We start from the raw sequence: 22644 nt of genomic DNA on the forward strand, positions 1-22644 counted from the left end.
TCAGCAAGCTGACCTGTGGGGTTAGCCGGCCTTGTGCATTACGGACTCTTCTTCGTCCTTTTTCTGCTGGCGGTCCGGCTTATTTTCCAGGGCTTTGGGCTTGTGGACTTTACCTTCCTCAGCTTTCTCAGCCACTTTTTCGGCATGTTCGGCGGCTTCCACGCCGTAGATGTGCATGAACTCGTCGATCGTGTCGGTGTTCACGTTCAGATCGTGCAGCAGGCCGTCGTGAATGTCGTAGACGAGGCCGTGCAGGCGGGGCGGGTTAGGGCCCTTGCTGGCGTTCTGAATGATGTTGGTGCTGGCCAGGTTGCGGACCTGCTCAATGACGTTGAGCTCCACGAGGCGGCGCAGCTGCTGCTCCTTGTCGGTAATGCGCAGAAACTCGGTTTCGTGCAGACGCACCACGTCCCGGATATGGGCCAGCCAGTTGTCGATGAGGCCATACTGCTTGTTGGCAGCCGCCGCGGCCACGCCGCCGCAGCCGTAGTGGCCCACCACCATGATATCCCGCACGCCGAGCACTTCCACGGCGTACTGGAGCACGGCCAGCAGGTTCATATCGGAGTGCACGACCAAGTTGGCGATGTTGCGGTGCACAAACATTTCCCCGGGGCCGGTGCCCGTGATGGCCGAGGCCGGTACGCGCGAGTCGGAGCAGCCGATAAACAGGTAGCGGGGCTTCTGCCCCTTAGCCAGCTTGTTGAAAAACTCGTTGTCTTCCGCGAGCTTGGTTTCTACCCATTTGCGGTTGTTGGCAAAGATATCTTGCATCGGAGGGGGAATTGGGAGTTGGAGATGGACGGCGGATGGGGACGCCGCAGGTTGGCTACTAAAACAAGCAGGGAGCGGTGGGGTTTTAGTGCCCCAGGGCCTCCACCTGCTTGATGCCACGCAACTCCAGGTGAATGCCCCGCTCGGCGGCGGTGATGCGGAAGTTCTCAATGGCCTCCAGCACGTCGTAATCTATCACTTCGGAATCCGTCCCGTCGAGGATAACCGAAGCACCGGGGGCCAGCTGCTCAAAGGTAGTCACGATGCTCGCTTTATTGAGGAACGACACGTGCTCGGAGAGCTTGATATGCACTACGCCAGGCTCGTGACTTGGTTCGTTGTGGAAATAGTAAGCCGAGTTCAGATTGGCTTTCAGAATGTAGAAAATCCCCAGCGCCAGGCCCACGCAGACGCCCTTGAGCAGGTCAGTGAACAGGATGGCTACCACCGTCACGATGAAGGGCAGGAACTGTTCCCAGCCCAGCTTCCATTGGGTGCGGTACAGGGCGGGCTTGGTCAGCTTGAAACCCACCATCAGCAGCACGGCCGCCAGGGCCGAAAGCGGAATCAGGTTCAGCACCGACGACAGCACCAGCAGGCTCGTGAGCAGCAGCAGACCGTGGAAGAAAGCCGAAAACTTGCTTTGGGCACCCGCGTCGATGTTAGCCGAGCTGCGCACGATAACGGCCGTCATGGGCAGGCCGCCAATCAGGCCGCTGATAATATTACCGAGGCCTTGCGCCTTGAGTTCCCGGTTCTGGGGCGTATGGCGCTTGTGTGGGTCGAGCTTATCGACGGCTTCCACGCTGAGCAGCGTTTCCAGCGAGGCCACGATGGCAATGGTGAAGGCCACCAGGTAGGTGCTGCCGCGGGTCAGGGCCGTCCAGTCGGGCTGGCGCAGCTCCCGGGTCAGGTCGGCGAGGGAGCCGATGGAAGGCAGCTTGACGAGGTGTTCGGGGCGCACCTGCAGGCTGGGGACCAGATTGGTCAGCAGCAGGTTGAGCAGAATCGAGAGTACGACCACAATCAAAGCGCCGGGAACCAGCTTCAGGGCCGCCACGCTCTTGACGGCCTTGCTGTCCCAGATCATGAGCACGGCCAACGAAATCAGGCCAATCAGGGCCGAGCCCCAGCTGATGGCGTTGGTGGCAGCCACAATGGCGGAAAACGTGTTCTGGCCGTTGAACTGGAGGAAGTCCATGTCCTCGAAGTAGTCGGTATCGGCGCCGAAGAAGTGCGGAATCTGCTTCAGGATCAGAATCAGGCCGATGGCGGCCAGCATGCCGCGGATAACCGAGGACGGAAAATACATGCCGATGATGCCGGCCTTCAGAAAGCCCAGCACCAGCTGCATCACGCCGGCCACGACCGTGGCGGCCAACACGGCCTCAAACGAGCCCAGCGTGGCCAGGGCCGACACCATGATGGCCGTCAGGCCGGCGGCCGGGCCGCTCACGCTCAGCTGGGAGCCGCTAAACCACGACACCAGCGTGCCGCCCACAATCCCCGTAATGACGCCGGCCAGCAGCGGGGCGCCGGAAGCCAGCGAGATGCCCAGGCACAGCGGCAGGGCCACCAGAAACACCACCAGGCCCGAGGGAATATCCTTGGACAGGTTTTGCAGATAATGAACGGCAGGCGCCGAAACCGGTGGGGTTTGCGGGTCGTGGGCCGGAGCAGTTTTTACCATAGTACAGTCGAAAAGGCGACAGAGCGACGTCGGCTGACGAGGGCCCGGGCCAGATTGTACTGCAAGTGTAAGGTGCCGGAGTTAAGACCGAGTTAAAAGGGAGTTAAAAGGAAATTAAAACGTAAAAACCGGGTTATCAGGCCTTCCAGCGGCTATTTCCGCCCGCCGTGGAAGCTCCGCAGCTCAACGGAAACTCCGCCTGTTAAGGTCCCCGACAGGCCCCCGCGGCCGCAACTCAGGCCAGGGCGGCGGGCAGTTCGAGCGTGACCTGGGTGCCTTCGCCGAGCTGACTGGCCACCCGAATCAGGCCGCCGTGCAGCTCCATGATTTTGGAGGTAAGCGGCAGGCCGATGCCGTGGCCGGGCACGTTGCGCACGGTTTCGGCCCGGAAAAACGGCACGAACACCTGCTGCCGGTCGGCCTCGGTCATGCCCACGCCCCGGTCGCGCACTTCCACCCGCACCCGGCTTTTCGAAGCCGACAGAATGGCCAGGATGGGCTGCTCGGTGCCCCGGGAAAACTTGCAGGCGTTTTCGAGCACGTTGAGCAGGGCGGCCATCAGCAGGGCCTCGTTGCCGCGAACCAGGAACGGCTGCCGCTCCCGCCCCGCGGGCGGCTCTCCAAACTCCAGGTCGATGCGGCAGGTGGGCTGGCGGCGCTGCACTTCCTCGTGGGCCTGCAACAGCAGTTCATCGAGCTGCACGGGCTTGAGCGGCACTTGGGAAGGGTCGTCGGAGGCGCGGGCAATCTGGAGCAGGCCGTTGGTGAGGCTGTTGAGCAGGCGGGCCGCGTCGAGGGTGCTTTGCAGTACGCGCCGGTACTCGACCGGGCTGCGCTCCTGGAGCAGGGCTACTTCGAGCTCCCCAATGAGCACCGTGAGCGGGGTGCGCAGCTCGTGAGAAGCGTCGCGGACGAAGGTGCGCTGCCCGGCAAAGGCGGTTTCCAGGCGGTTGAGCAGGCTGTTGAACCGCTGGGCCAGGTGCGACACCTCATCCTGGCCCTCGGCCTTGGAAAGGCGGCGGTGCAGGTCGGAGGCCGAGATGGTGTCGACTTCCTCCACAATGCGCTGCATGGGGCGCAGGGCCTGGCGAGCAAAAAACCAGCCCCCGATGCCCACAATAATGAGTGTAATCAGCAGGCCGCCGGCCAACACCTGGCGCAGGGTCTGCAGGTTGGAGCGGCTGTCGGCGTCGAGGGAGGCAGCAATGACAACAAACTCGCCCCGGCGGGCGTCGCGGTAAAGCAGCCCGACGGTTTGGTGGTACTGGCCCTGCTCCTCGACGTACTTGCCCGCCCGGCGCACCTGGGCCAGCAGGTCGAGGGGCACGGGCAGGTTGGGGCCCTGCCCTTCGTAGAACACCTCCTTGTTGTTGCTGTCGAACACGCGCACTTCCTCCTCGGGCAGGGTACGGTAGAACTGCCGCAGGTAGCGCCGGTACGAGGCCTGGCTTTCGTCGTTGCCGCGGTTGGCCCCGTCGAGGTAGACGTGGGCTACGACCCGGGCCCGGGCAAACAGGCTGTCGGTGAAGGCGCTGCGCCGGGTCTGGTAGGTGAAGAAGTAGATGACAACGGAAAACAGCAGCAGCGTCACGGCCAGAATTGCCGCAAACTGCCACGCCAGACGCGTACGGATGGTCATGCAGAAGGAAAGCTACGGTGAGACGCCGGGTGGGGCCGGCAAACGAAAACCGGCCGCGGCCGGGCGGGGCAGCAGCGGTGTTACGCTTCTTCGCGCATCACGTAGCCCATACCGACCAGGGTATGAATCAGGCGCGGGGTGAAGTCCTTGTCGATTTTCTTGCGCAGGAAGTTGATGTACACGTCGATGACGTTGGAGCCCGTGTCGAAGCTGGTCTCCCAGACGTGCTCCAGAATGTCCACCCGCGACACCACCCGGCCCTGGTTGCGGAGCAGGTATTCGAGCAGGGCAAACTCGCGGGCCGTGAGCTGAATGGGCTGCCCGGCCCGCTGCACCAGCTTGCGCGAGGGGTCCAGCGTGAGGTCGGCGAGCTGGAGCACGGCTTCGGTGGAGGGGCTCTCGTGGCGGCGGCGCGACAACGCCCGAATGCGGGCCAGCAGCTCCTGGAAGGCGAAGGGCTTGACCAGGTAGTCGTCGGCGCCGGCGTCGAGGCCGCGGATTTTGTCGTCGGTTTCGCCCAGGGCCGTGAGCATCAGAATGGGCACCTTGCTGTTTTGGGCGCGCACCTGCCGGCACACCTCGAGCCCGCTCAGCCCGGGCAGCAGGTTGTCGAGAATAATCAGGTCGTAGCTGTTGCCCAGCGCCAGGCGCATCCCGGTCAGGCCGTCGGCGGCGGTATCAACGCTGTGGGACTGTTCGGTGAGCCCCTTGTGCAGAAACGACGCCACCTTGGGCTCATCTTCAACCAGCAGAATTTTCATGGATACACGCTTGGATGGGGGTGGGAAAGGCCGACGAAGTTAGAGAGTTCCGGCGGCATCCCGGAATAAAAGCCCGTCAGGCTGATCGAGGCCCGGTTTAGCCTGTCCATAACATCATTATGTAGTACAATAAATTAAAAGAATAATTTAAAATTAGCTTGACTTTACCAATCATATCCAATACGTTTAGGAAAATATTCTATTACAGGATGTTTCCTGTTGTTCCGCTTTCACCTTCTGCTTTCCCCTGCTTTCAGGCTGTCTGCTCCAGATGGTGCTTCTCCCTGCCAACGCCCTTTCATCCATGCGCCTCCCCCACCGTGTTTCCCTGCTTTTCCTTCTGCTGCTGACGGCCGGCTGGCTCAGCGGCTGCGTCACCCAGCGGACCCTGCCCTACCTGCAGGGCACCGACTACTCGACGCAGACGGCGGTGACCGTACCCAACGAGCCCCTGCTTTACCACATCCAGCCCAGCGACGTGCTCAGCATCCGGGTGCAGAGCGTGCAAACCGTGCTCAACGATATGTTCAACATCACCGACACCCGCACCGTGGCGGCCGGCGGCGACCCGAGCAACCTGTTTCTGACCGGCTACTCCGTCGATGCCGGGGGCAACATCAACCTGCCTACGGTGGGCAAAGTCAAAGTCAGCGGGCTGACCATGGACGAGGCTCAAACCCTGATTCAGCAGCAGGTCAGCAAGTTTGTGCGCGACGCCAACGTGCTGGTCAAGCTGCTGAGCTTCAAGATTACGGTGCTCGGCGAGGTGCGCAACCCCGGCCGCTACTACATCTACAACGCCCAGGCCACCCTGCTCGAAGGCCTGGGCCTGGCTGGCGACCTGACCGAGTTCGGCAACCGCCAGAACGTGAAGCTGGTGCGGCAGACGGCCACCGGCTCGGAAGTGGTGCTGCTCAACCTGACCGACCCGAACCTGCTGCGCTCCAAATACTACTACCTGCTGCCCAACGACGCGCTGTACGTGGAGCCCATTGCGGCCCGGGCCAACCGCGGCAACGCCAACAACCTGGGCATTGTGTTCGGGGGCATTTCGGCCCTGGTGCTGCTGCTCAACTATCTAAAAGTCTTCTAGCCGGATTCTTATTCGCCCTTCTACCCTCTCAACGCCACCTTAGCCATGGAACAACGCCCTACTTCCCCCGCCGACGAGCTTGACCTGCACGAGCTGATTTTCAAGCTCCGCAACCGCTGGCCACTGTTTGTGGGGTCGTTGGTGCTGGCCGGTGTGCTGGCCTTTCTGTACCTGCAGGTGAAGGCGCCGGTGTACGACTTCCGGGCCTCGATGCTGCTGGGCAACCAGAGCTCGGGCTCGAAGCAGGCCCAGGAGCTGCTCCAGATTCTGGAAGTCAAGGACAAGGGCATGAAGATGGAGGACGAAATCGGCATGCTCAGCTCCACCGACGTGGTGCGCCGGGCCCTGACCCGCCTGCCCTTCACCGTGTCGTATTACGCCGTGCCTAACTCCTGGCTGAACTCTATCAAGGACCTGCAGGTGCGGGAGCGGCCCATCGGCTCCATGCCCTTTCAGGTCATTCCAGCCCTGCAGGTGCCCCAGCTCACCGGCGTGCGCATTGCGGTGCAGCCCCTGCCCGGCGGCAAGTTTCGGGTGCAGGCCAAGGCCAAGCGCGGGCCACTCTACCACCTGCCCACCGGCGAGCTGGTGCGCGAAGCCTTCGACGTGAACCTGGACCAGATCGTGGCCGCCGGCGACACGCTCCGCTCCCCCCTGCTCACGGCCGTCATCAAGCCCGAGCCCGGCTACCCGGCCTCTTCCGACGAGCGGTACTACTTCACCTTTAATGATTTGAACGGGCTGACCGGCACCTATCAGGGCAACCTGGCCGTGAAACCACTGGAGCACGAGTCGCGCATTGTGGAGCTCACCCTCAAAGACGTGGTGCCCGCCAAAGCCACCCAGTTTCTGGATACGCTCATGGCCGTCTACATCGAGGACGACCTGCGCGAGAAGAACATCACCGGCTACAAGACGGTGGAGTTTCTGGACAAGGAAATCGGCAAGCTCTCCGACTCGCTGCGCCACTCGGCGGCGGCGCTGAGCTCCTTCCGCTCGGCCCGGGGCGTGGTCGATGTGGGCGCCCAGTCCAACGAGGGCATCCGCCAGCTCAGCGACCTGGGCATGATGCGGGCCCGGGCGGCCACCAACCGCAAGTATTACCAGAACATGCTCTCTTACCTGCGCGCCAACCAGGAAGCGGCGCAAGTGGTGTCGCCCAGCAGCGTGGGCATCGAGGATCCGGTGATTAACAACCTGATTCTGCAGCTCACCGACCTGAACAGCCAGCGGGCGGCCCTGGGCGTGAATGCCAGCAGCAACAACCCCCTGGTAGCCGTGCTCGACGAGCGAATCCGGACCGCCAAGCAGGCGCTGATGCAAACCCTGGCCAACATGACCCGGGCCACCGACATCACCCTGCGCGACCTGGACCAGCAGCTGAGCCGGGTGCGCGGCACCATCAACGCCATGCCCGAAAACGAGCGGCAGCTGGCCTCGCTCAAGAATAAGAGTGACTTCAACGACAAGAACTACAACTTCCTGGTGGAGAAACGCTCGGAGGCCGCCATTGCCCTGGCCACCAACGCCACCGACAAAAAGGTGGTCGACAAGGCCAAGATGAGCAGCGGCACGCCCTCGGCGCCCAAGCCGGTGCTGGTGATGCTGATTGCGCTGCTGGCCGGGCTGGGTTTCCCGCTGGGGCTGGCCCTGATTCTGGACAAGTCGAACCGGCGGATTCAAAGCAAGGAGGACCTGGCCCGCATCACCGGCATTCCGCTGCTGGGCGTGGTGGCCCACGGCAGCCGCGCCGACAAAGAACACATGCTGCACAATCCCAAAGGGCCTATTGCGGAGTCGTTCCGCTCGATTCGGGTGAACCTGCAGTACCTCTCGGCCGGCCTCGACAAGAAAATTATCGGCGTCACGTCGTCGGTGCCGGGCGAGGGTAAGACCTTCTGCGCGGTGAACCTGGCGGCCGAAATTGCCCAGAGCGGGCGCCGGGTGCTGCTGATGGAGTGCGACCTGCGCCGCCCCACTATTGCCAGCTACTTCGGCCTCGATGAGAAAGCCGAACACGGCCTGAGCACTTACCTCACCGGCCTGAGCACCCTCGACGAGTGCCTGCACGAGAGCGGCGTGCCCCACCTGAGCGTGCTCTGCTGCGGCCCGATCCCGGCCAACCCCACCGAGCTGCTGGAGTCGGAGCGCATGGAAAACCTGCTCACCCTGATTCGGGCCCAGTACGACTACGTGCTGGTCGACACGCCCCCGGTGGGCTACGTGGCCGAGTTTTTCGTGCTGCTGCGCCACCTGGAAGCCAACATCTACGTGGTGCGCCAGAACTACACCGACAAAGGGCTGGTCAGCCACATCAACGAGCTGCACCAGGAGCAGAAAGTCAAGCAAATCTACATGATTATCAACGACATGCACTTTACCAAGACTTACGAGTACCGCTACAAGGAAAAGGCCTACGCCTACGGTTACTAGCCGCCGCCCGGGCTTGCGGCAGCCCTACTTCTTTGCCTGAATCCAGTTTCCTCTATGGCTAGCGAACCCAAAAACCTGACCGTCGCCACCGTCAACGGGGTGAAATGGACGATGGTCTCCACAATTGTCAACTCATTGCTCCAGATCGGCTACACGGCCGTGATGGCGCGGCTGCTCAGCCCGGCCGCCTTCGGCCTGGTGGCCCTGGCGGGTGTTATTCTGCGCTTCGGCGTTTATTTCGCCAAGATGGGCATGGAGCGGGCCATTATTCAGAAGCCCGATCTGACCGAGCAGGACGTGCGCGTGGCCTTCACCTCGTCTATTGTGCTGGGCGCCTTTTTCGGGGGCCTGCTGATTCTGGGGGCGCCCCTAGCCGCCAGCATCGTGCACCAGCCCGAGGTTGTTCCGGTGGTGCGGGCCCTGGCGCTGGGCATTTTCCTGAGTGGGCTCAACGGCACGGCCATGAGCCTGCTGCACCGGGCCATGCGGTTTCGGGCCCTGGCCCTGATGGAGATGGGGTCGTTTTTGCTCAGCTACCTCGGCCTGGGGATGCTACTGGCTTGGCAGGGCTTCGGGGTCTGGGCTCTGGTGGGCGCCTCCCTAGGCCAGGGCTTGCTGATAACGGTGCTTTCCTACGCCTCGGTGCGCCACTCGGTGCGCCTGCTCTTCAGCTGGGAAGCTTACCGCCCCCTGCTGGCCTACGGCAGCCGCATGTCGGTTATCAGCTTCGTGGAGTTTATCACCATGTCGCTCGACACGCTGCTGATCGGGCGGCTGCTGGGGCCGGCCGCCCTGGGCATCTACACCCGCGGCACCATGCTGATTGCGTTGCCCGTGTACCTGCTCTCGAGCAACGTGGCCAAGGTGATGTTTCCGTCCTTTAGTCAGATGCAGGCCGACCGCGCCCGCCTGCGGGAAGTGTACCTGAGCAGCATCACCCTGATTGCCATGCTCGTGACGCCGGTGTGCGTGGGCGTGATGGTGGCGGCGCCCGAAATTGTGCTGGTGATGCTGGGGCCCAAATGGGTCGAGGCCGTGCCGGTGCTGCGCATCATCTGCGTGAGCTACATTCTGAGCTCGGTGACCATGTTTGCCGCCGTCGTCTGCGACGCTACGGCCGCCCTGGCCTGGAAGCTGCGGCTCAACCTGGTATTTGTGACGGCACTGGCCGGCCTGATGTGGGTGGGCAGCCGCTACGGCCTGCTGGGCGTGGCCTGGGCCCTGGTGGCCGGGGAAGCCGTGCGCATGGCGCTGTACACGGCCCTGATGCGGCAGGTGCTGGCCGCCCCGGTGCTGTCGTTGCTGCGGGCCTTCGGGCCGGGGCTGCTGACGGCGCTGCTGACGGCCGTCGGCATTGGGGCGGTGCGCTACGGGCTGCTGCCGCTGGCCCTGCCGGAGCTGCCGCTGCTGGTGCTCGAAATCGGGACCGGGGGCGTGGTGCTGGGCAGCCTGGTACTGCTGGCCCCGCCGGCCGAGCTGCGCGACATCATGCGCCGCCTGCTCTACCGCCTGGTGGGCGAGCCCGGCCCCGAGCCCGACTCCTTCGCCACCCGCTTACTACGCTTGGCCAGTGCCCGCCTCGACCGGCTCGCCGGGGAAACGCCGGCCGCGGCCGTGGTGGCCGCCACCCTGCAGGGCCCCGACGCCCTGCCGCTGGAGCCTGGCCTCACGGAAGCTGCCCCAGCGGATTCTGCTCCGACGAAACCCAACCCGGCCCCGGCATTTGCGGCCACCACGGAACTGGTGTAGCTGCCAGCCCGAGTTCTTTTCCTATTCCTTATAACGAGTCGCCAGTCATGAAAATCAGCCTGCGCTTCCTGTATCTGCTGCCCGTGCTGGGGGTTATTTTCAAGGACCGCGCCTTCAACGAGTTTGTGTTCACCGACGAAGGCTCGCCGGTGCTGGCCAAGTTTGGAATGCTGCTGCTGGGCGTGGCCCTGACCTGCATCGTGCTCTACTACCGCTACATGGAGCGCCTCATGAAGCGCTGGCTCTGGCTGACGCTGGCCGTTATCGGCGCGCTGAGCCTGGAGTCGTACGCCGGCTGGCAGTCGTGGTTTGTGTACCCCCACGTGTTCGGCAAGCTGCTGGTGCTGCTCCACATTTTCGGCGTGTACGCCTTCCACCGCCGCTTCGGGCTGCCGCCCTTCGATCAGCTGATGGCCCTCGTGTTTTTCGGACTCCTGGCCAGCCTGGTCATCTACCATCCCGACGCGCTGAGCGTTTCGGCCTTTCTCGACAACGACCGGGGCTTTGGCTCCACCGAGGCCATGCTGCTGCTGCTGCCCACGCTGTATTACCTCAACCAGTACCTGACCCGGGGCGGACTGCTGCGGCTGGTGTTGTTTTTTGCCGGGGCCCTGCTTATCGTCTTTCTGCAGCATCGCTCGGTGTGGGTGTCGATGGGCGCCGCGCTGGTGCTCAACATCGTGCTGCTCGTCTTCGGCCGGGTGGAGGGTGCCCGCCTGACCCCCACCCGTCTGCTGCCCATGGCCTTGCTGCCGCTGATTGGCCTGATTTCGGGCGGTTTGGTGGTGCTCAGCGACCCTAAAATCAGTCGGAAGCTCGAGCGCAGCGTCCAGGACATCATGCACCCCGACAAGCAGGGCACGGGGAGCTGGCGCCTGCAGCAGTTTGAGGCCTATGAGCCCTTCATGCTGGAGTATCCCGTGGCCGGCATGCGCCTCGACGGTTTCGAGCTGCCGGTGCAGTTCTACACCCTGGCTTCCGACGGCGGCGAGAATGAGCAGGTGTGGGAAGACGGCACGGGCCACCACTTCCACTCCTTCTACGTGGACCGCATTTTCTACTTCGGCCTTCTGGGGCTGCTGCTCACCCTGCTCGTGCCGCTGGTGCTGCTCATCCGGCGCCTGCGCCACCGCGTGCCGCTGCCGCCCACCACTGCCACACTCATCATCTACTGCCTGAGCTCTTTGGTGTACAGCATTTCCTACGACTGGCCCCTGTACATGTTCGGCCTCTGGGGCCTGTCGTTGGCCGCGGCAGCCGCCCCCGCCTGGCAGGCCGTGCGGGTGCCCGCCCCACCCCCGTCCCTCGACCTGGTTCCGTCTCCTTTCCAGCCTTTTCCGGTTCCCAGCAATGTCCACTCCGTTTCTACCGCCCCCCGCGCCTGAGGCCGACACCCCCGTACTGCTCATCGTGTTCAACCGCCCGCAGTCGACCCAGCGGGTGCTCGAAGCCATCCGGCAGGCCCGGCCCGGCCGCCTCTACGTAGCCGCCGACGGTCCCCGGCCCAACCGCCCCGGAGAAGCCGCCCGCTGCGCCGAAACCCGCGCCGTGCTGACGGCCGGCATCGACTGGCCCTGCCGGGTGCAGACGCTGTTTCGCGACGAAAACCTGGGCTGCGGCCGCGGGCCAGCGGCGGCTATTCAGTGGTTTTTTGAGTTGGAGCCCGAGGGCATCATCCTTGAAGACGACTGCGTGCCCACGCCGGGGTTCTTCCCGTTTTGCCGGGAGCTGCTGGCCCGCTACCGCCACGACACCCGGGTGATGCACATTGGCGGCAACAACCTGGCCCGGGAAGCCGCCCAGCCCCTGACGCCCGCGGCCGACTCCTACTATTTCTCGGGGCGCGTGAATAGCTGGGGCTGGGCCACCTGGCGCCGGGCCTGGCAGCACTTCGACTTTCAGTTTCGCCTTTTGCCCGCCCTGCAGCAGCGCGGTCTGCTCCGGGCCATGTATCCGTCGGTGGTGGAGCGGCAGTACTGGCTGCGCAAGTTCGAGGCCGTGCTGCGCGGGCCCCAGCCGCCCCACATCTGGGACTACCAGTGGCATTTCACCGTGGCCGCCCACTCGGGCCTCACCATTGTGCCGGCCGTGAACCTGGTGTCCAACATCGGCTTCGGCGACGACGCCACCCACACCTTCGACGCCGCCGACCGGCTCTCGGGGCTGGCTACCGGGGAGCTGCTGTTTCCGCTCCAGCACCCGCCCACCGTACTCCGCGACTGGGCCCGCGACCAGCGTCACTTCCGGGAGCACCTCACCGAGCGGGCCGTGTCGAAGGCCCGGCGCCTGCTGGGCCGCCTGCTGCCCGCCGCGCCAGCTGCGGCCGAGTCGGCGGCTCCGCGTACCACGGGCACCGTCCCGCATTTTCCCCTGGCTAACCCCGTCACGACATGAAAGTCTTGGTATCCGCTTACGCCTGCAACCCCGCCCAGGGCGGCGAGTGCGGCAACGGTTTTCACTGGACCTGGGAAATGGCCAAGCGCGGCCACGAGGTCTGGTGCCTGACCACGCCCTACGGAGAAACCGGCATTCCGCCCTTCCTGGCCCGGCACGCCGACGAGCCCGCCGCGGGGCGCGTGCACTTCACCTACATGGAGGCCCCGGCCTGGGTACAGTTTCTCTACCGCTGGCAGTTTGGCGTGTACCTGCACTACATGGTGTGGCAGTACAAGGCCTGGCGCCTGGCCCGGCAACTGGATCAGGCCGTGGACTTCGACTTGGTCCACCACGCCACCTACAGCAGCCTGAAGATGGGGTCCTGGATGTGGCGCCTGGGCAAGCCGCTGGTGTACGGACCGGTGGGCGGCGCCCAGAAAGCCCCCATTGCCTTCCGCCGCTACCTGCCCGACTGGTTTCGCACCGAAACCCTACGCTCGGCCTTCACCTGGGTGCTCACCACGTTCGACGTGAACCTGCACCAGAACCTGCGCCGCGCCACACTAGTGCTGGCATCCAATGATGAGTCGGCGGACCTGGCCCGGCGGCTGGGCGCCCAGCGCGTGGAGCTGTTTCTGGACACGGGCCTGCCCGAGGCGTTTCAGGCGGCGCAGTTTCCCGAACGTACCGCCCAACCCGTGCTGCGGCTGCTGTGGGTAGGCCGGCTGTTTCCCAACAAAGCCCTCCCCCTGGTGCTCGACGCCCTTTCCCAGGTGGATCAGCGCGTGCCGTTTCACCTCACCGTGCTCGGCGACGGGCCCATGCGCCACTTGGTGCCCGGCTGGATTGAGCAGTACGGCCTGCAGGACCGCGTCACCTGGCGCGGCAGCGTGCCCTGGACCGAAGTACACGCGGCCATGCTCAGCCACGACGTGTTTCTGTTCGGCTCCCTGCGCGACTCCTTCGCCTCCCAGTTTATGGAAGCCATGGCCACGGGCCTGCCCATCATCACGCTCAACCACCAGGGCGCCCGCACCTTTATTCCCAACGCCGCCGCCATCAAGGTGCCCGTCGACCAGCCCGAGGTGGCCACTGCCGCCATGGCCCGGGCCGTGGAATACGTGTATGACCACCCGGCCGAGCGGCTGGCCATGGGGCGTGCCGGCTACGACTTCGCCATGCGCCAGACCTGGCCCAACCGCATGGACCGCCTGCTGACCATGCTCGGGGAACTGGGACTGGACACCACCGCGGCCGCCGACCCCGGCCGCGCCGGTCAGTCTGCCCCGGTACGCCAGCCCCAGCCCAGCGCGCCGGCCGAGCCGGTATTGGCCCGGTAGCTTTTCCCCGGAATGATTTAGCCAACTTTTTACGAGCAGATTCCCCATGCTGTATATCGTCATCCCCGTTTTCAACCGCCTTAAGTACACCCGGGAATGCCTGCTTTCGTTGCGGCAGCAAACCTGCCAGGATTTCCGCGTTGTGGTCGTCGACGACGGCTCCACCGACGGCACCGACCGGATGCTGGCCACCGAATTTGCGGAGGTGGAAGTCGTGACCGGGGACGGCAACTTGTTCTGGACGGCCGGCGTGAACCTGGGCATCCGGCGAGCCCTGGCCCTGGGGGCCACCCGCATCATGACCCTCAACAACGACCTGCTGGTGCTGCCCGACTTTGTCGACCGGATGCTGTTCTGGGCCGAGCAGCACCCGCGGGCCGTGCTGGGCGCGCTGGAGCTGAACGTGGCCGACGACCAGCCCGTGTACGGCGGCGAACGGCTGAACTGGGGCACCAACACCCGCCACGATTTGCTCAAGGAGCTACCCGAAAGTCAGCGCCACGGCCTGCACCCGGTCACCTACCTGCCGGGCCGGGGCCTGCTGATTCCGCTCGAAGTCATTGAAGCCATCGGCCTGTTCGACGAAAAGCGCCTGCCCCACTACCTGGCCGACTTCGACTACACCAGCGTGGCCCGGATCCACGGCTTTCCGGTGTACTGCAACTACGACGCCCGCCTGCGCACCTACCCCGACGAGAGCGGGCAAGAGCAAACCCGCCGCCACCGCAGCCTGCGCGGCTACTACCAGCACCTGTTCGGAATTCGGGGCGGGGGCAACCTGCGCAACTTCACCCACTTCTCGCTCAAAAACTGTCCGCCGCGCTACCTGCCCTATTACCTGCTCAACGGCTACACCCGCCGGCTGGTGGGCTACTTTCTGCACTAGCCCCGGCGTCCCCGCTCCTTTCTTCTCACTTCCAGCTGCCTTCTTTCTGGATGCCCGCCCGGGCATAGCGGAGGCTTTCCCCGCATGGTTACTCTTACCCAGGACTTCGACGGTTTCGGCAACCACCTGCTCCTGACCTCGCACTTTTTGGCCAACGTGGCCGAAAACCGCTACCCGTTGGCCATTCCGTCGTTTGAGCGCTACGCCCCTTTTTTCGAGGGTACTTCCCGCCACGACTACGAAGGCCTGCCGGTAAGTTTGCAGGCGCCCAGCCCGTTGCACCGGCTGTTTTTTCACACCCTGCGCCTGCGCTACGGCAGCCACGTGCTCAAGCGCCTGCCCTGGGTGCAACGCCTGCTGGGCGTGCGCATCCTCACCGACCACGGAGCCGAGGAAGTCAACCTCAACGACCCGGATTTTGTGCGCGCCGCGCACTCCGAGCAACTGCTGATTCACGGCTGGCAGCTGCGCGACAAAGCGCACTTTGCCCAGCACGGCGACCTTATCCGCCGCATTTTCCGCCCCGTTGCCGTGCACCAGCAGGCCATTGAGCGGGTGCTGGCCGATAACCGCCGGGCTGCCGACGTGCTGGTGGCCGTGCACATCCGCCGCGGCGACTACGCCGGCTGGTACGGCGGGGCCTACCTCTACGACGACGCCACCTACGTGCGGGCCATGCGCCAGATGCAGGCCCTGTTTGCGCCCTCGACCCGGGTGCGGTTCGTGCTGTTTTCCAACGAGGCCATTTCGCCGACGGCCTACGCCGAGTTTGACACCGGCCGCTCCACCGACCACCCGCTCGAAGACCTCTACGCCATGGCTGGCTGCGACTACATCATCGGGCCCCTGAGCACCTACTCGATGTGGGCGTCGTTCTACGGCCGCGTGCCGCTCTGCCACCTGCACCGCCCCGACCAGCCGCTCCGGTCTCTGGCCGAGTTCATGGTGTTCGAAGACCAGCCCACCAAGCAGTGGGAACCCAACCGGGCCGCCGTGGCCCAGGTCTGACCCGCTCGGGCTACCGCCATGCACCCGCACCCACTGCCAATCCGCCCCCGGCCGGCGGCTCCCCCGCCGGCCCGTCCGCACGCCCGGGCCTCTTCCGGCTGGCTGTGGCTGGCGGGCCTGAGTTTACTGCTGGGGCCTTCGCAAATGCCCCCGTTGCACTCCACGGCCCCCATCGTCATTCGACAGGGCGGCACCTACACCGGCACCTACCGCAGCCTCGACTCGGATGTGCCCTGCGTCCGGATTGCCACCCGCGAGCCGGTGACGCTGCGCAACTGCGAGCTGGCCGGAGCCGGCAATCTGATTCAGGCCACGGATGGCGGCGCCCAGCTCACGATTGTGAACTGCCGGGGCTACGGCCAGCGGCCCAGCCAGGATGAGAAGCCGTACGGCCGCTTTCTGGAGGTAAACTCCGGCAAGTCGGTGACCGTTGAGCACAACTACTTCGAGCACACCACCGGCATCAACGTGTACCTGTGGGGCGGCGACGGTTCGGCCGCCCAGACGCTGACGGTGCGCTACAACGAGGTGCGGAACATCGACGGGCGCTACCGGCACGGCGGGGGCACACTGGCCAACTTCCTGGGGCTCAATGGCGTGGCCAGCCTGGGCAATATCGAAATTGCCTGGAATCAGATCATCAACGCGCCCGACAGCTCTTTGGTCGAGGACAACATCAGCTTCTATAATTCGGGCGGCACCGCTGCCAGCCCCACCCGCATCCACGACAACTACATCCAGGGCGCCTACCCCTACCCCGCCACCAGCCCTACCTACGCCGGTTCGGGCATCACCCTCGACGGGGACGCCGGCTCGGCCATCCGCGCCACGGCTTACGTGCGCGGCTCCGACAACCAATTGGTAAGTACCTGCGCCGCGCTGAATATTGCCGCCGGCCACCACAACTCGTTTACCCGCAACCGCATCGTCACGAGCGGCCTGCTGCCCGACGGCCGACGACTCGTAGCCAACTACGCCGCCATTGGCCTCTGGAATGAGTACAAGAAGCCAGCTGCCGTCTTTAGTGCCAACTCAGTGACGGGCAATATCATCGGCTTCGTGCACTGGGGTGGCCACGCGCCCTTCCCCGACCGCCAGGACTTGAGCCCCGGCGCCTGCTCGCCCTGCACCGGCACCACTCACCTACCTAACCCCATTACGCTGCAAACCGAGCAGCACGAGTGGCAGCTCTGGCAGCAGAAGCTCCGGCAAAACCGCCGGCAGGTGGGTCCTATGAAGCACGCTACGGCCGTGGCGCAGCAAAAGCCCGCCCGGCCGTAGTTTCGAAAGCGCAAAGGGGTTGGGGGCAGCCCGCTAATACGGGTACACCGACTGGTAGTAGTGCACCGTCTCCACGATGCCCTCCGAGAAGTCGGTAAACTTGAACTCGGGCAGCACCTGCCGGAAACGGGTGTCGTCCATTACCTTTCTAGGGGCGCCGTCGGGCTTGCTTGAATCCCAGACTACCTGGCCCCGGTAGTCGAACTTGCTCTGGATGATTTTCACCAGCTCCTTGACCGTCAGCCCGTCGTTCTGGGCCAGGTTCAGGGGCTCGTTCCACCCTTCCCGGTCGGGATTCTGCAGCACTTCCCAAATCAGGCGGCCAAAGTCGGGGGCGTAGAGCCATTCGCGGATGGCCGCCCCCGTGCCCCAGACCGGTAACTCGGGCTGCCGGCTTTTCTCGGCCTTCACAAACTTGGAAATCAGCGCGTTCAGGGCGTGGGCCTTGTTGGGGTCGGTGGAATCGTAGGGGCCGTACATGTTGGGCGTGAGCAGGTGAATGCTGCGCAGGCCGTACTGCATCTGAAAGCACTCGGCCGTGGCCCAGAGCAGGCGCCGGGTGGTGCCGTAGCTGAACACGGACCGGTGGGGGTCGCCTTTGAGCCAGCCGTCCTCGCAGAAGATGTTGGCCGTGCCGGGGTAGGCGCAGTTGGCAATGGGGTTCACGACGATAGCCTGGGGGCAGGCCTGCACCACGGCCTCGTACATGCCCAGAATCATGCGGGTGTTGTCGACCACGACGGTGGCCGCTTTTTCCGTCACGTAGTTCAAACTGCCCACGTGGGCGGCGCAGTTGATGATAAAGTCGGGATTATGCTGGCGCAGAAAGGCCGTCGTGGCGGCCGTATCCCGCAGGTCCAGCCCCAAGTTCAGCGACGACTCCACGGGCGTGACGCCGTGCTGGCGCAGAACGTGGGCCACATTACGACCGGCAAACCCGGTGGCACCGAAGAGAACAACTTTCATAGTCTTAGCTTACCAGCCTTGGTGGATAACGTCGATGATGTACTCGGCCTGCTCCGCGCTGAGGTGGTCATGCAGGGGAATGTGGATCTGGGTGGCGTCAAATTGCCGCTGGTTGACCAGCTCGGGGCGCTTGCCACCAAAGAGCGTGTTGTGGTCGATACCGTCGTGCACCACCGAGGCCGTGACGCCCTTCGCCCGCAGGGCCCGGATAAACGCCAGCCGGTTCTCGACGTGAAAGCCGAACAGCCAGTGGGCGCTTTCCCGGTCGGGCTGGGGCTGAAACAGCTGCAGGCCCGCTACCCGTCCGAGGCCCGCGCGGTACTGCTGCACCATGGCGCGGCGGTGGGCCAGGCGGGCTTGGAACCCTTCCAGATTGGCCAGGCCCAGGGCCGCGGCGTAATCGTTGAGGTGGTATTTGTAGCCCACGTCGGTCAGGTCGTATTCCCGCTCCCCGATTTCAGATACCGGCGAATGAGCCCGGTCGATGCCAAACCAGCGGCGCCGAAACACTTCCCGGGCCTGGTGCGGGTCCCGGGCGCAGAGGGCGCCGCCGTCGCCGGTGGTCAGGTGCTTGATGGCCTGGAAGGAAAAGCAGGTGAAGTCGGAAATGGACCCGATGGGCTGCCCCTGGTAGGTTGCGCCCAGGGCGTGGGCCGCATCTTCCACCACCACTAGGTTGTGGCGGGTGGCAATGGCCTGGATTTCGGCCAGGTCGCAGGGATAGCCGCCCCAGTGCACCACCATGATGGCCTTGGTGCGGGGCGTAATGCGGTGCTCGATGTCGGCGGGATTGAGGTTGCCGGTTTCGTACTGAATATCGGCAAACACGGGCCGGGCCCCCACCTGCACCACCACCAGGGCGGAGGCAATAAAGGTCTGGGGTGCCATGATAACCTCGTCGCCGGGCCCGACGCCGGCCACCTCCAGGGCCAGGTGCAGGGCGCTGGTACCGCTGTTCAGCGCGGCCGGATGCCGCAGGCCCAGCTGGGCGCTGAGCTGGGTCTCAAACTCCCGCACCAGCTTTCCTTCGCTGAGAAAGGTGCTTTCGAGTACGGCCCGAACCCGGTCGGCGGCTTCGGGATGAACGTAGGTGGCAAACATGGCAATGGGTGCCGACGCCGCGGCCAGCGGCGGAGCCACGGACGAAAGAGGAGCTTGATCGAGCATATGCAAGGGGAGCGAGGTGAAACACTAGACCACTCGAAACTAGGATAGCAACACCAAGTAACATTATTTTTGTGACATTTAAAATTTTAATAATTATATTTTAAACATCATGCATCGTGTCGGGGGAATCAGACAACGGATTCCGGGCATACTCGCTGTCTATCAGCATTTAGCGCAAGTTGTTTAGCGCGTAGCCTTCCTTTTCCACGAAGGGCCGCCAGAATTCGACATTATACTTCTCCCAGGCGTGGCAGCCCATGGGCAGCTGCTCGTTATTCATCTTGTACATCACGTCGGGCAGCACTTCAAAGCTGAAATTCAGCGCTTCCCGGGGGGAAGGCATGGTGTACCAGGGAAATTTCCGCGCGCAGATAACGCTCCAGAAGATATCTTCCTGCAGGGGGTAGCCGTTGAAGTAGTGGTGGGTGTTGTTGCCCAGAATCAGGCGGCGCAGCACGGCCGGCAGGGTGCGCAGCCCCTTTTTCCACCCCTCGGCGAAGCTTTCCTGCAGGGTGGCGCCCCAGGGCAGAATAAAGGAAAAGGTGGTGAGCACCCGCAGGCAGTCCTCGATGCGGCGCAGGGAAAGGCCCCCGTTGCCGACGGTCCAGAGCTCAGCTTCCTCCGAAGAGGGCAAGAACCCCTTAAACCACGGCGCCCCCACGTACGAATAGCCCGCCCGGCACCACTCCTGGAGCTTGTCGACAAATAAAAACACGTCGAGTTGGGTGATGAGGATGTATTCGTAGTCGCGGAAGGTGCGGAAGAAGTCGATGGACTGCAGTAGCTTATTATAGGTGTGGGTACTCTTGAAGTAGGAGTCGCTGAACCGGCACACGCGCCCGTGGATGCCCCGCTGGGCCAGGTCCCGGGTGTAGTCGGAGATATCGAAGCCGGCGGGGCAGACCAGCTGCATATCGTAGTGCCGGAACACGCGCAGGCACTGCTGCCAGGATATTCGCTCGAACTCGTACAGGTCTTCCATCCGCTTATAGATGGGCACCACCACCGATACCAGCTTTTTCATGAGTTGTTTAGGGTTATGCCCCGCAGCAGCGGAGCTTACGCAAAATTCCAATCGGACCAGGCAGCGGGGCGCCCCCGAGCGGCTGCCACCCCGGCAAGGGTATTAGCCGGCTAAAGAAGCAGAGCTGAGTGCATGGCGCCACCGCTGCACGAAGCACACGAAACGACCACAAGATAGGAAGCAACGCCATATAACATACTTTTGTAACATAAATAATTTTAATAGTTATAAAAAAAGAGTTGGCATTAGCCAGTCGGTGGCTTGGGAGTAAAGAAGCACCTACCGACAGCCAGCGTCGAGGCCACCGCGCGAGTCTGCGGCGTGCTCAGCGGCCGGTGCTAGCACCGCGACTCCAACTGGCGCTACTACCCGGCATACTCCCTTCTCCGATTACCGTTTGACTGCCTCCCTTAGTGTGCTAAGCAACAAGCTAGTAGCAAAATTTTGGCATTCTACGCGGCGTAGCGCGGCGGGCCGCGGCCCCCAAAAAGTACCTCAGCAGCCTGATAGGCGGCACGTCTACTTCATGTTCAAAATCAATATCATTTTAATACAATTATTTTCATGCTAGCCCGCTCTTTGCAGTTTCGACATCTTTTGTACATTTGCATTGAACCTCTTCAACCATTTTATGACTTTTTCAAGTTATCGAATGGTCAGGTTTTTCAAAAAGTCCCGGTAGAACGCGAAAACGCCGTTTTAGATTGGACCAAATGATAAGCCGACTTGAGCTGAGCCCTTTGGCGGATCAGCGGACTGGGATGAGATGTGCAGAAGGACAAAAACCTCTACTACAATCGAAAGAGAGGCTTTTAGAAAGTCAGGTCGGATTTTAATACTCGTTTTCAAGCCCCTCGCGGAGCTATCTGGCGCCGGATAGCTGCTGACGCAGGCCCCTGAAGCCCCCGGCTGACATTCAGCAACCCACTTTCGAAATAATAGAACAAATTTAATTCGCACACCTGGAACAAATTGGCTTTGACCCCGGTTTAAGCAATCATTCATATATAGTTTTTTTCTTTCAAAAGCTCACAGAATGCAAAAAGGCACTGAAAACCGTTTTTCTACCGCGCTCAGCAACCGCTCAGGTGCTCGCTTTTTGCCTTTACCGGCGATGCTGCTTGTTTTCCTGTTCCAACTGCTTGGCGTGAATCCCGCCCAGGCGCAGGGCCAAGCCCCCAACGTGACCTACGCCGGCCCGCTGGTTATCACCCGCGGCGGTACTTACTCGGGCAACTACCGCAGCACGGACTCCAACGTGCCCGTCATTGCCATCCGGACCACCGAGCCGGTTATCATCGAGAACTGCATCCTGGCCGGGGCCGGCGACCTGATCGAGGCCCGCACCGGGGGCTCGAGCCTGATCGTGCGCAACAACCGCGGCTACGGCCTGACCCAGAGCCAGGACAACACCCGCCACGGCTCTTTCATTGAAGTGAACACCGGTAAGTCGGTGACCATCGAGCACAACTACTTTGAGCATACCATCGGTATTCTCATCTATATGTGGAGCGGCAACGGCACGGCTTCGCAGACGCTGACCATCCGCTACAACCAAGCCAAGAACATTGACGGCCGCTACCGCAACGGCGGGGGCACGCTGGCCAACTTCCTGGGCATGAACGGCGCCCACGGCCTGGTGAACTCGGAAATTGCCTGGAACCAGGTAATCAACGAGCCCAACAACTCGTCGGTGGAGGACAACATCAACCTCTACAACTCCTCGGGCACCTCGTCGAGCCCAATCCGGATGCACGACAACTACATTCAGGGCGCTTACCCCTACCCTGCTACCAGCGGCACCTACGCTGGCTCGGGCATCACCCTCGACGGTGACGACGCGGCCGCCAACGCCGTGACGGCTTACGTGGACGGCTACGGCAACCAGCTGGTGAGCACCTGCGCCGCCATGAACATTGCCGGTGGCCATGACAACAAGTTTCACGACAACCGCATTGTGACCAGCGGCCTGCTGCCCGACGGCAGCCGCCTGCAGGCCAACTACGCCGGCCTGGGCCTCTGGAACGGCTACGGCCAGCCCAGCAACGTGTTCTTCAACAACAGCTTCGACAACAACACCGTGGGCTTCGTGCACTCGGATGGTAGCCGCCTCGACCTGAGCCCCGGCGCCTGCGGTCCTTGCTACAACACCATTGCCCTGCCCAACCCGGTAACGCTGCAGACCGAGCAGAATGAGTGGACCATCTGGCAGCAGAAGCTCCAGCAGAACGGCATCACGGTAGGTGCCGGCGGCAGCAGCAACCCCACGCCGACCAACACGCCTCCAACCGTGACGCTGACGGCTCCTACGTCCGGCACGGTGGGTACGGCCCTGAACCTGACGGCTACGGCAGCAGATGCTGACGGCACCGTGACCAAAGTAGAGTTCTTCAACGGCGCCACCAAGCTCGGCGAAGACACCTCCGCTCCTTACGCCCTGAGCTTCACGCCTACCGC

17 protein-coding genes are annotated in these 22644 nt (G+C 63.3%); 10 read left to right on the top strand and 7 right to left on the bottom strand.

Features of this window, described 5'->3' with window-relative positions:
* Window positions 1-21 precede the first annotated feature (21 nt).
* From EWM57_RS04110 to EWM57_RS04125, 4 genes are all read right to left on the bottom strand, one after another.
* Window positions 22-774, bottom strand: a complete 753-nt coding sequence (locus tag EWM57_RS04110; RefSeq protein ID WP_129919865.1) for a carbonic anhydrase — start codon at window positions 772-774, stop codon at window positions 22-24.
* 85 nt (window positions 775-859) lie between these two features.
* Window positions 860-2464, bottom strand: coding sequence for a SulP family inorganic anion transporter (locus EWM57_RS04115; protein WP_129919866.1), 1605 nt, complete (start codon window positions 2462-2464; stop codon window positions 860-862).
* A gap of 235 nt (window positions 2465-2699) precedes the next feature.
* On the bottom strand, window positions 2700-4103 hold the full coding sequence (locus EWM57_RS04120; protein ID WP_129919867.1) for a sensor histidine kinase: 1404 nt from the start codon (window positions 4101-4103) through the stop codon (window positions 2700-2702).
* 80 nt (window positions 4104-4183) lie between these two features.
* The gene (locus EWM57_RS04125; protein WP_129919868.1) at window positions 4184-4864 is read right to left on the bottom strand and encodes a response regulator transcription factor; all 681 of its coding nucleotides are present in this window, start codon (window positions 4862-4864) and stop codon (window positions 4184-4186) included.
* Window positions 4865-5135: 271 nt separating this feature from the next.
* On the opposite strand from EWM57_RS04125, the gene EWM57_RS04130 reads away from it, so the two are divergent.
* From EWM57_RS04130 to EWM57_RS04170, 9 genes are all read left to right on the top strand, one after another.
* On the top strand, window positions 5136-5957 hold the full coding sequence (locus EWM57_RS04130) for a polysaccharide biosynthesis/export family protein (protein WP_129919869.1): 822 nt from the start codon (window positions 5136-5138) through the stop codon (window positions 5955-5957).
* Window positions 5958-6002: 45 nt separating this feature from the next.
* A complete protein-coding gene (locus tag EWM57_RS04135; RefSeq protein WP_129919870.1) occupies window positions 6003-8390 on the top strand; it encodes a GumC family protein in 2388 nt (795 codons plus the stop codon).
* Between the two features lie 54 nt (window positions 8391-8444).
* Window positions 8445-10139, top strand: coding sequence for a lipopolysaccharide biosynthesis protein (locus tag EWM57_RS04140; RefSeq protein ID WP_129919871.1), 1695 nt, complete (start codon window positions 8445-8447; stop codon window positions 10137-10139).
* Between the two features lie 47 nt (window positions 10140-10186).
* Complete coding sequence (locus EWM57_RS04145) at window positions 10187-11524, top strand: O-antigen ligase family protein (RefSeq protein ID WP_129919872.1); 1338 nt, start codon at window positions 10187-10189, stop codon at window positions 11522-11524.
* Window positions 11490-12533 (top strand): glycosyltransferase family 2 protein, encoded by a 1044-nt coding sequence (locus EWM57_RS04150; protein ID WP_207218265.1) that lies wholly within the window; start codon window positions 11490-11492, stop codon window positions 12531-12533. The genes EWM57_RS04145 and EWM57_RS04150 overlap by 35 nt, the downstream gene beginning before the upstream one ends.
* A complete protein-coding gene (locus tag EWM57_RS04155; RefSeq protein WP_129919873.1) occupies window positions 12530-13855 on the top strand; it encodes a glycosyltransferase family 4 protein in 1326 nt (441 codons plus the stop codon). Before EWM57_RS04150 ends, EWM57_RS04155 begins: the two co-directional genes overlap by 4 nt.
* A 46-nt stretch (window positions 13856-13901) precedes the next feature.
* Window positions 13902-14741: a glycosyltransferase family 2 protein gene (locus EWM57_RS04160; protein ID WP_129919874.1), complete on the top strand. Its 840-nt coding sequence runs from the start codon at window positions 13902-13904 to the stop codon at window positions 14739-14741.
* Window positions 14742-14825: 84 nt separating this feature from the next.
* Complete coding sequence (locus tag EWM57_RS04165) at window positions 14826-15749, top strand: alpha-1,2-fucosyltransferase (RefSeq protein WP_129919875.1); 924 nt, start codon at window positions 14826-14828, stop codon at window positions 15747-15749.
* A gap of 144 nt (window positions 15750-15893) precedes the next feature.
* Complete coding sequence (locus tag EWM57_RS04170) at window positions 15894-17030, top strand: glycosyl hydrolase (RefSeq protein ID WP_129919876.1); 1137 nt, start codon at window positions 15894-15896, stop codon at window positions 17028-17030.
* Window positions 17031-17063: 33 nt separating this feature from the next.
* Here the strand turns inward: EWM57_RS04170 and EWM57_RS04175 are convergent, their stop codons facing one another.
* The 3 genes from EWM57_RS04175 to EWM57_RS04185 all read right to left on the bottom strand — a co-directional run bounded on the left by EWM57_RS04175 (window position 17064) and on the right by EWM57_RS04185 (window position 20187).
* Complete coding sequence (locus EWM57_RS04175) at window positions 17064-17996, bottom strand: NAD-dependent epimerase/dehydratase family protein (RefSeq protein WP_129919877.1); 933 nt, start codon at window positions 17994-17996, stop codon at window positions 17064-17066.
* Window positions 17997-18005: 9 nt separating this feature from the next.
* Window positions 18006-19163: a DegT/DnrJ/EryC1/StrS family aminotransferase gene (locus tag EWM57_RS04180; RefSeq protein ID WP_129919878.1), complete on the bottom strand. Its 1158-nt coding sequence runs from the start codon at window positions 19161-19163 to the stop codon at window positions 18006-18008.
* 169 nt (window positions 19164-19332) lie between these two features.
* A complete protein-coding gene (locus EWM57_RS04185) occupies window positions 19333-20187 on the bottom strand; it encodes a DUF5672 family protein (protein WP_129919879.1) in 855 nt (284 codons plus the stop codon).
* Between the two features lie 1114 nt (window positions 20188-21301).
* Between EWM57_RS04185 and EWM57_RS21370 the strand changes: the two genes are divergently transcribed.
* On the top strand, window positions 21302-22644 hold a 1343-nt coding region (locus EWM57_RS21370; RefSeq protein WP_129919880.1), incomplete at its 3' end, for an Ig-like domain-containing protein.

The organism is Hymenobacter persicinus (assembly GCF_004167665.1).
Lineage (GTDB): Bacteria > Bacteroidota > Bacteroidia > Cytophagales > Hymenobacteraceae > Hymenobacter > Hymenobacter persicinus.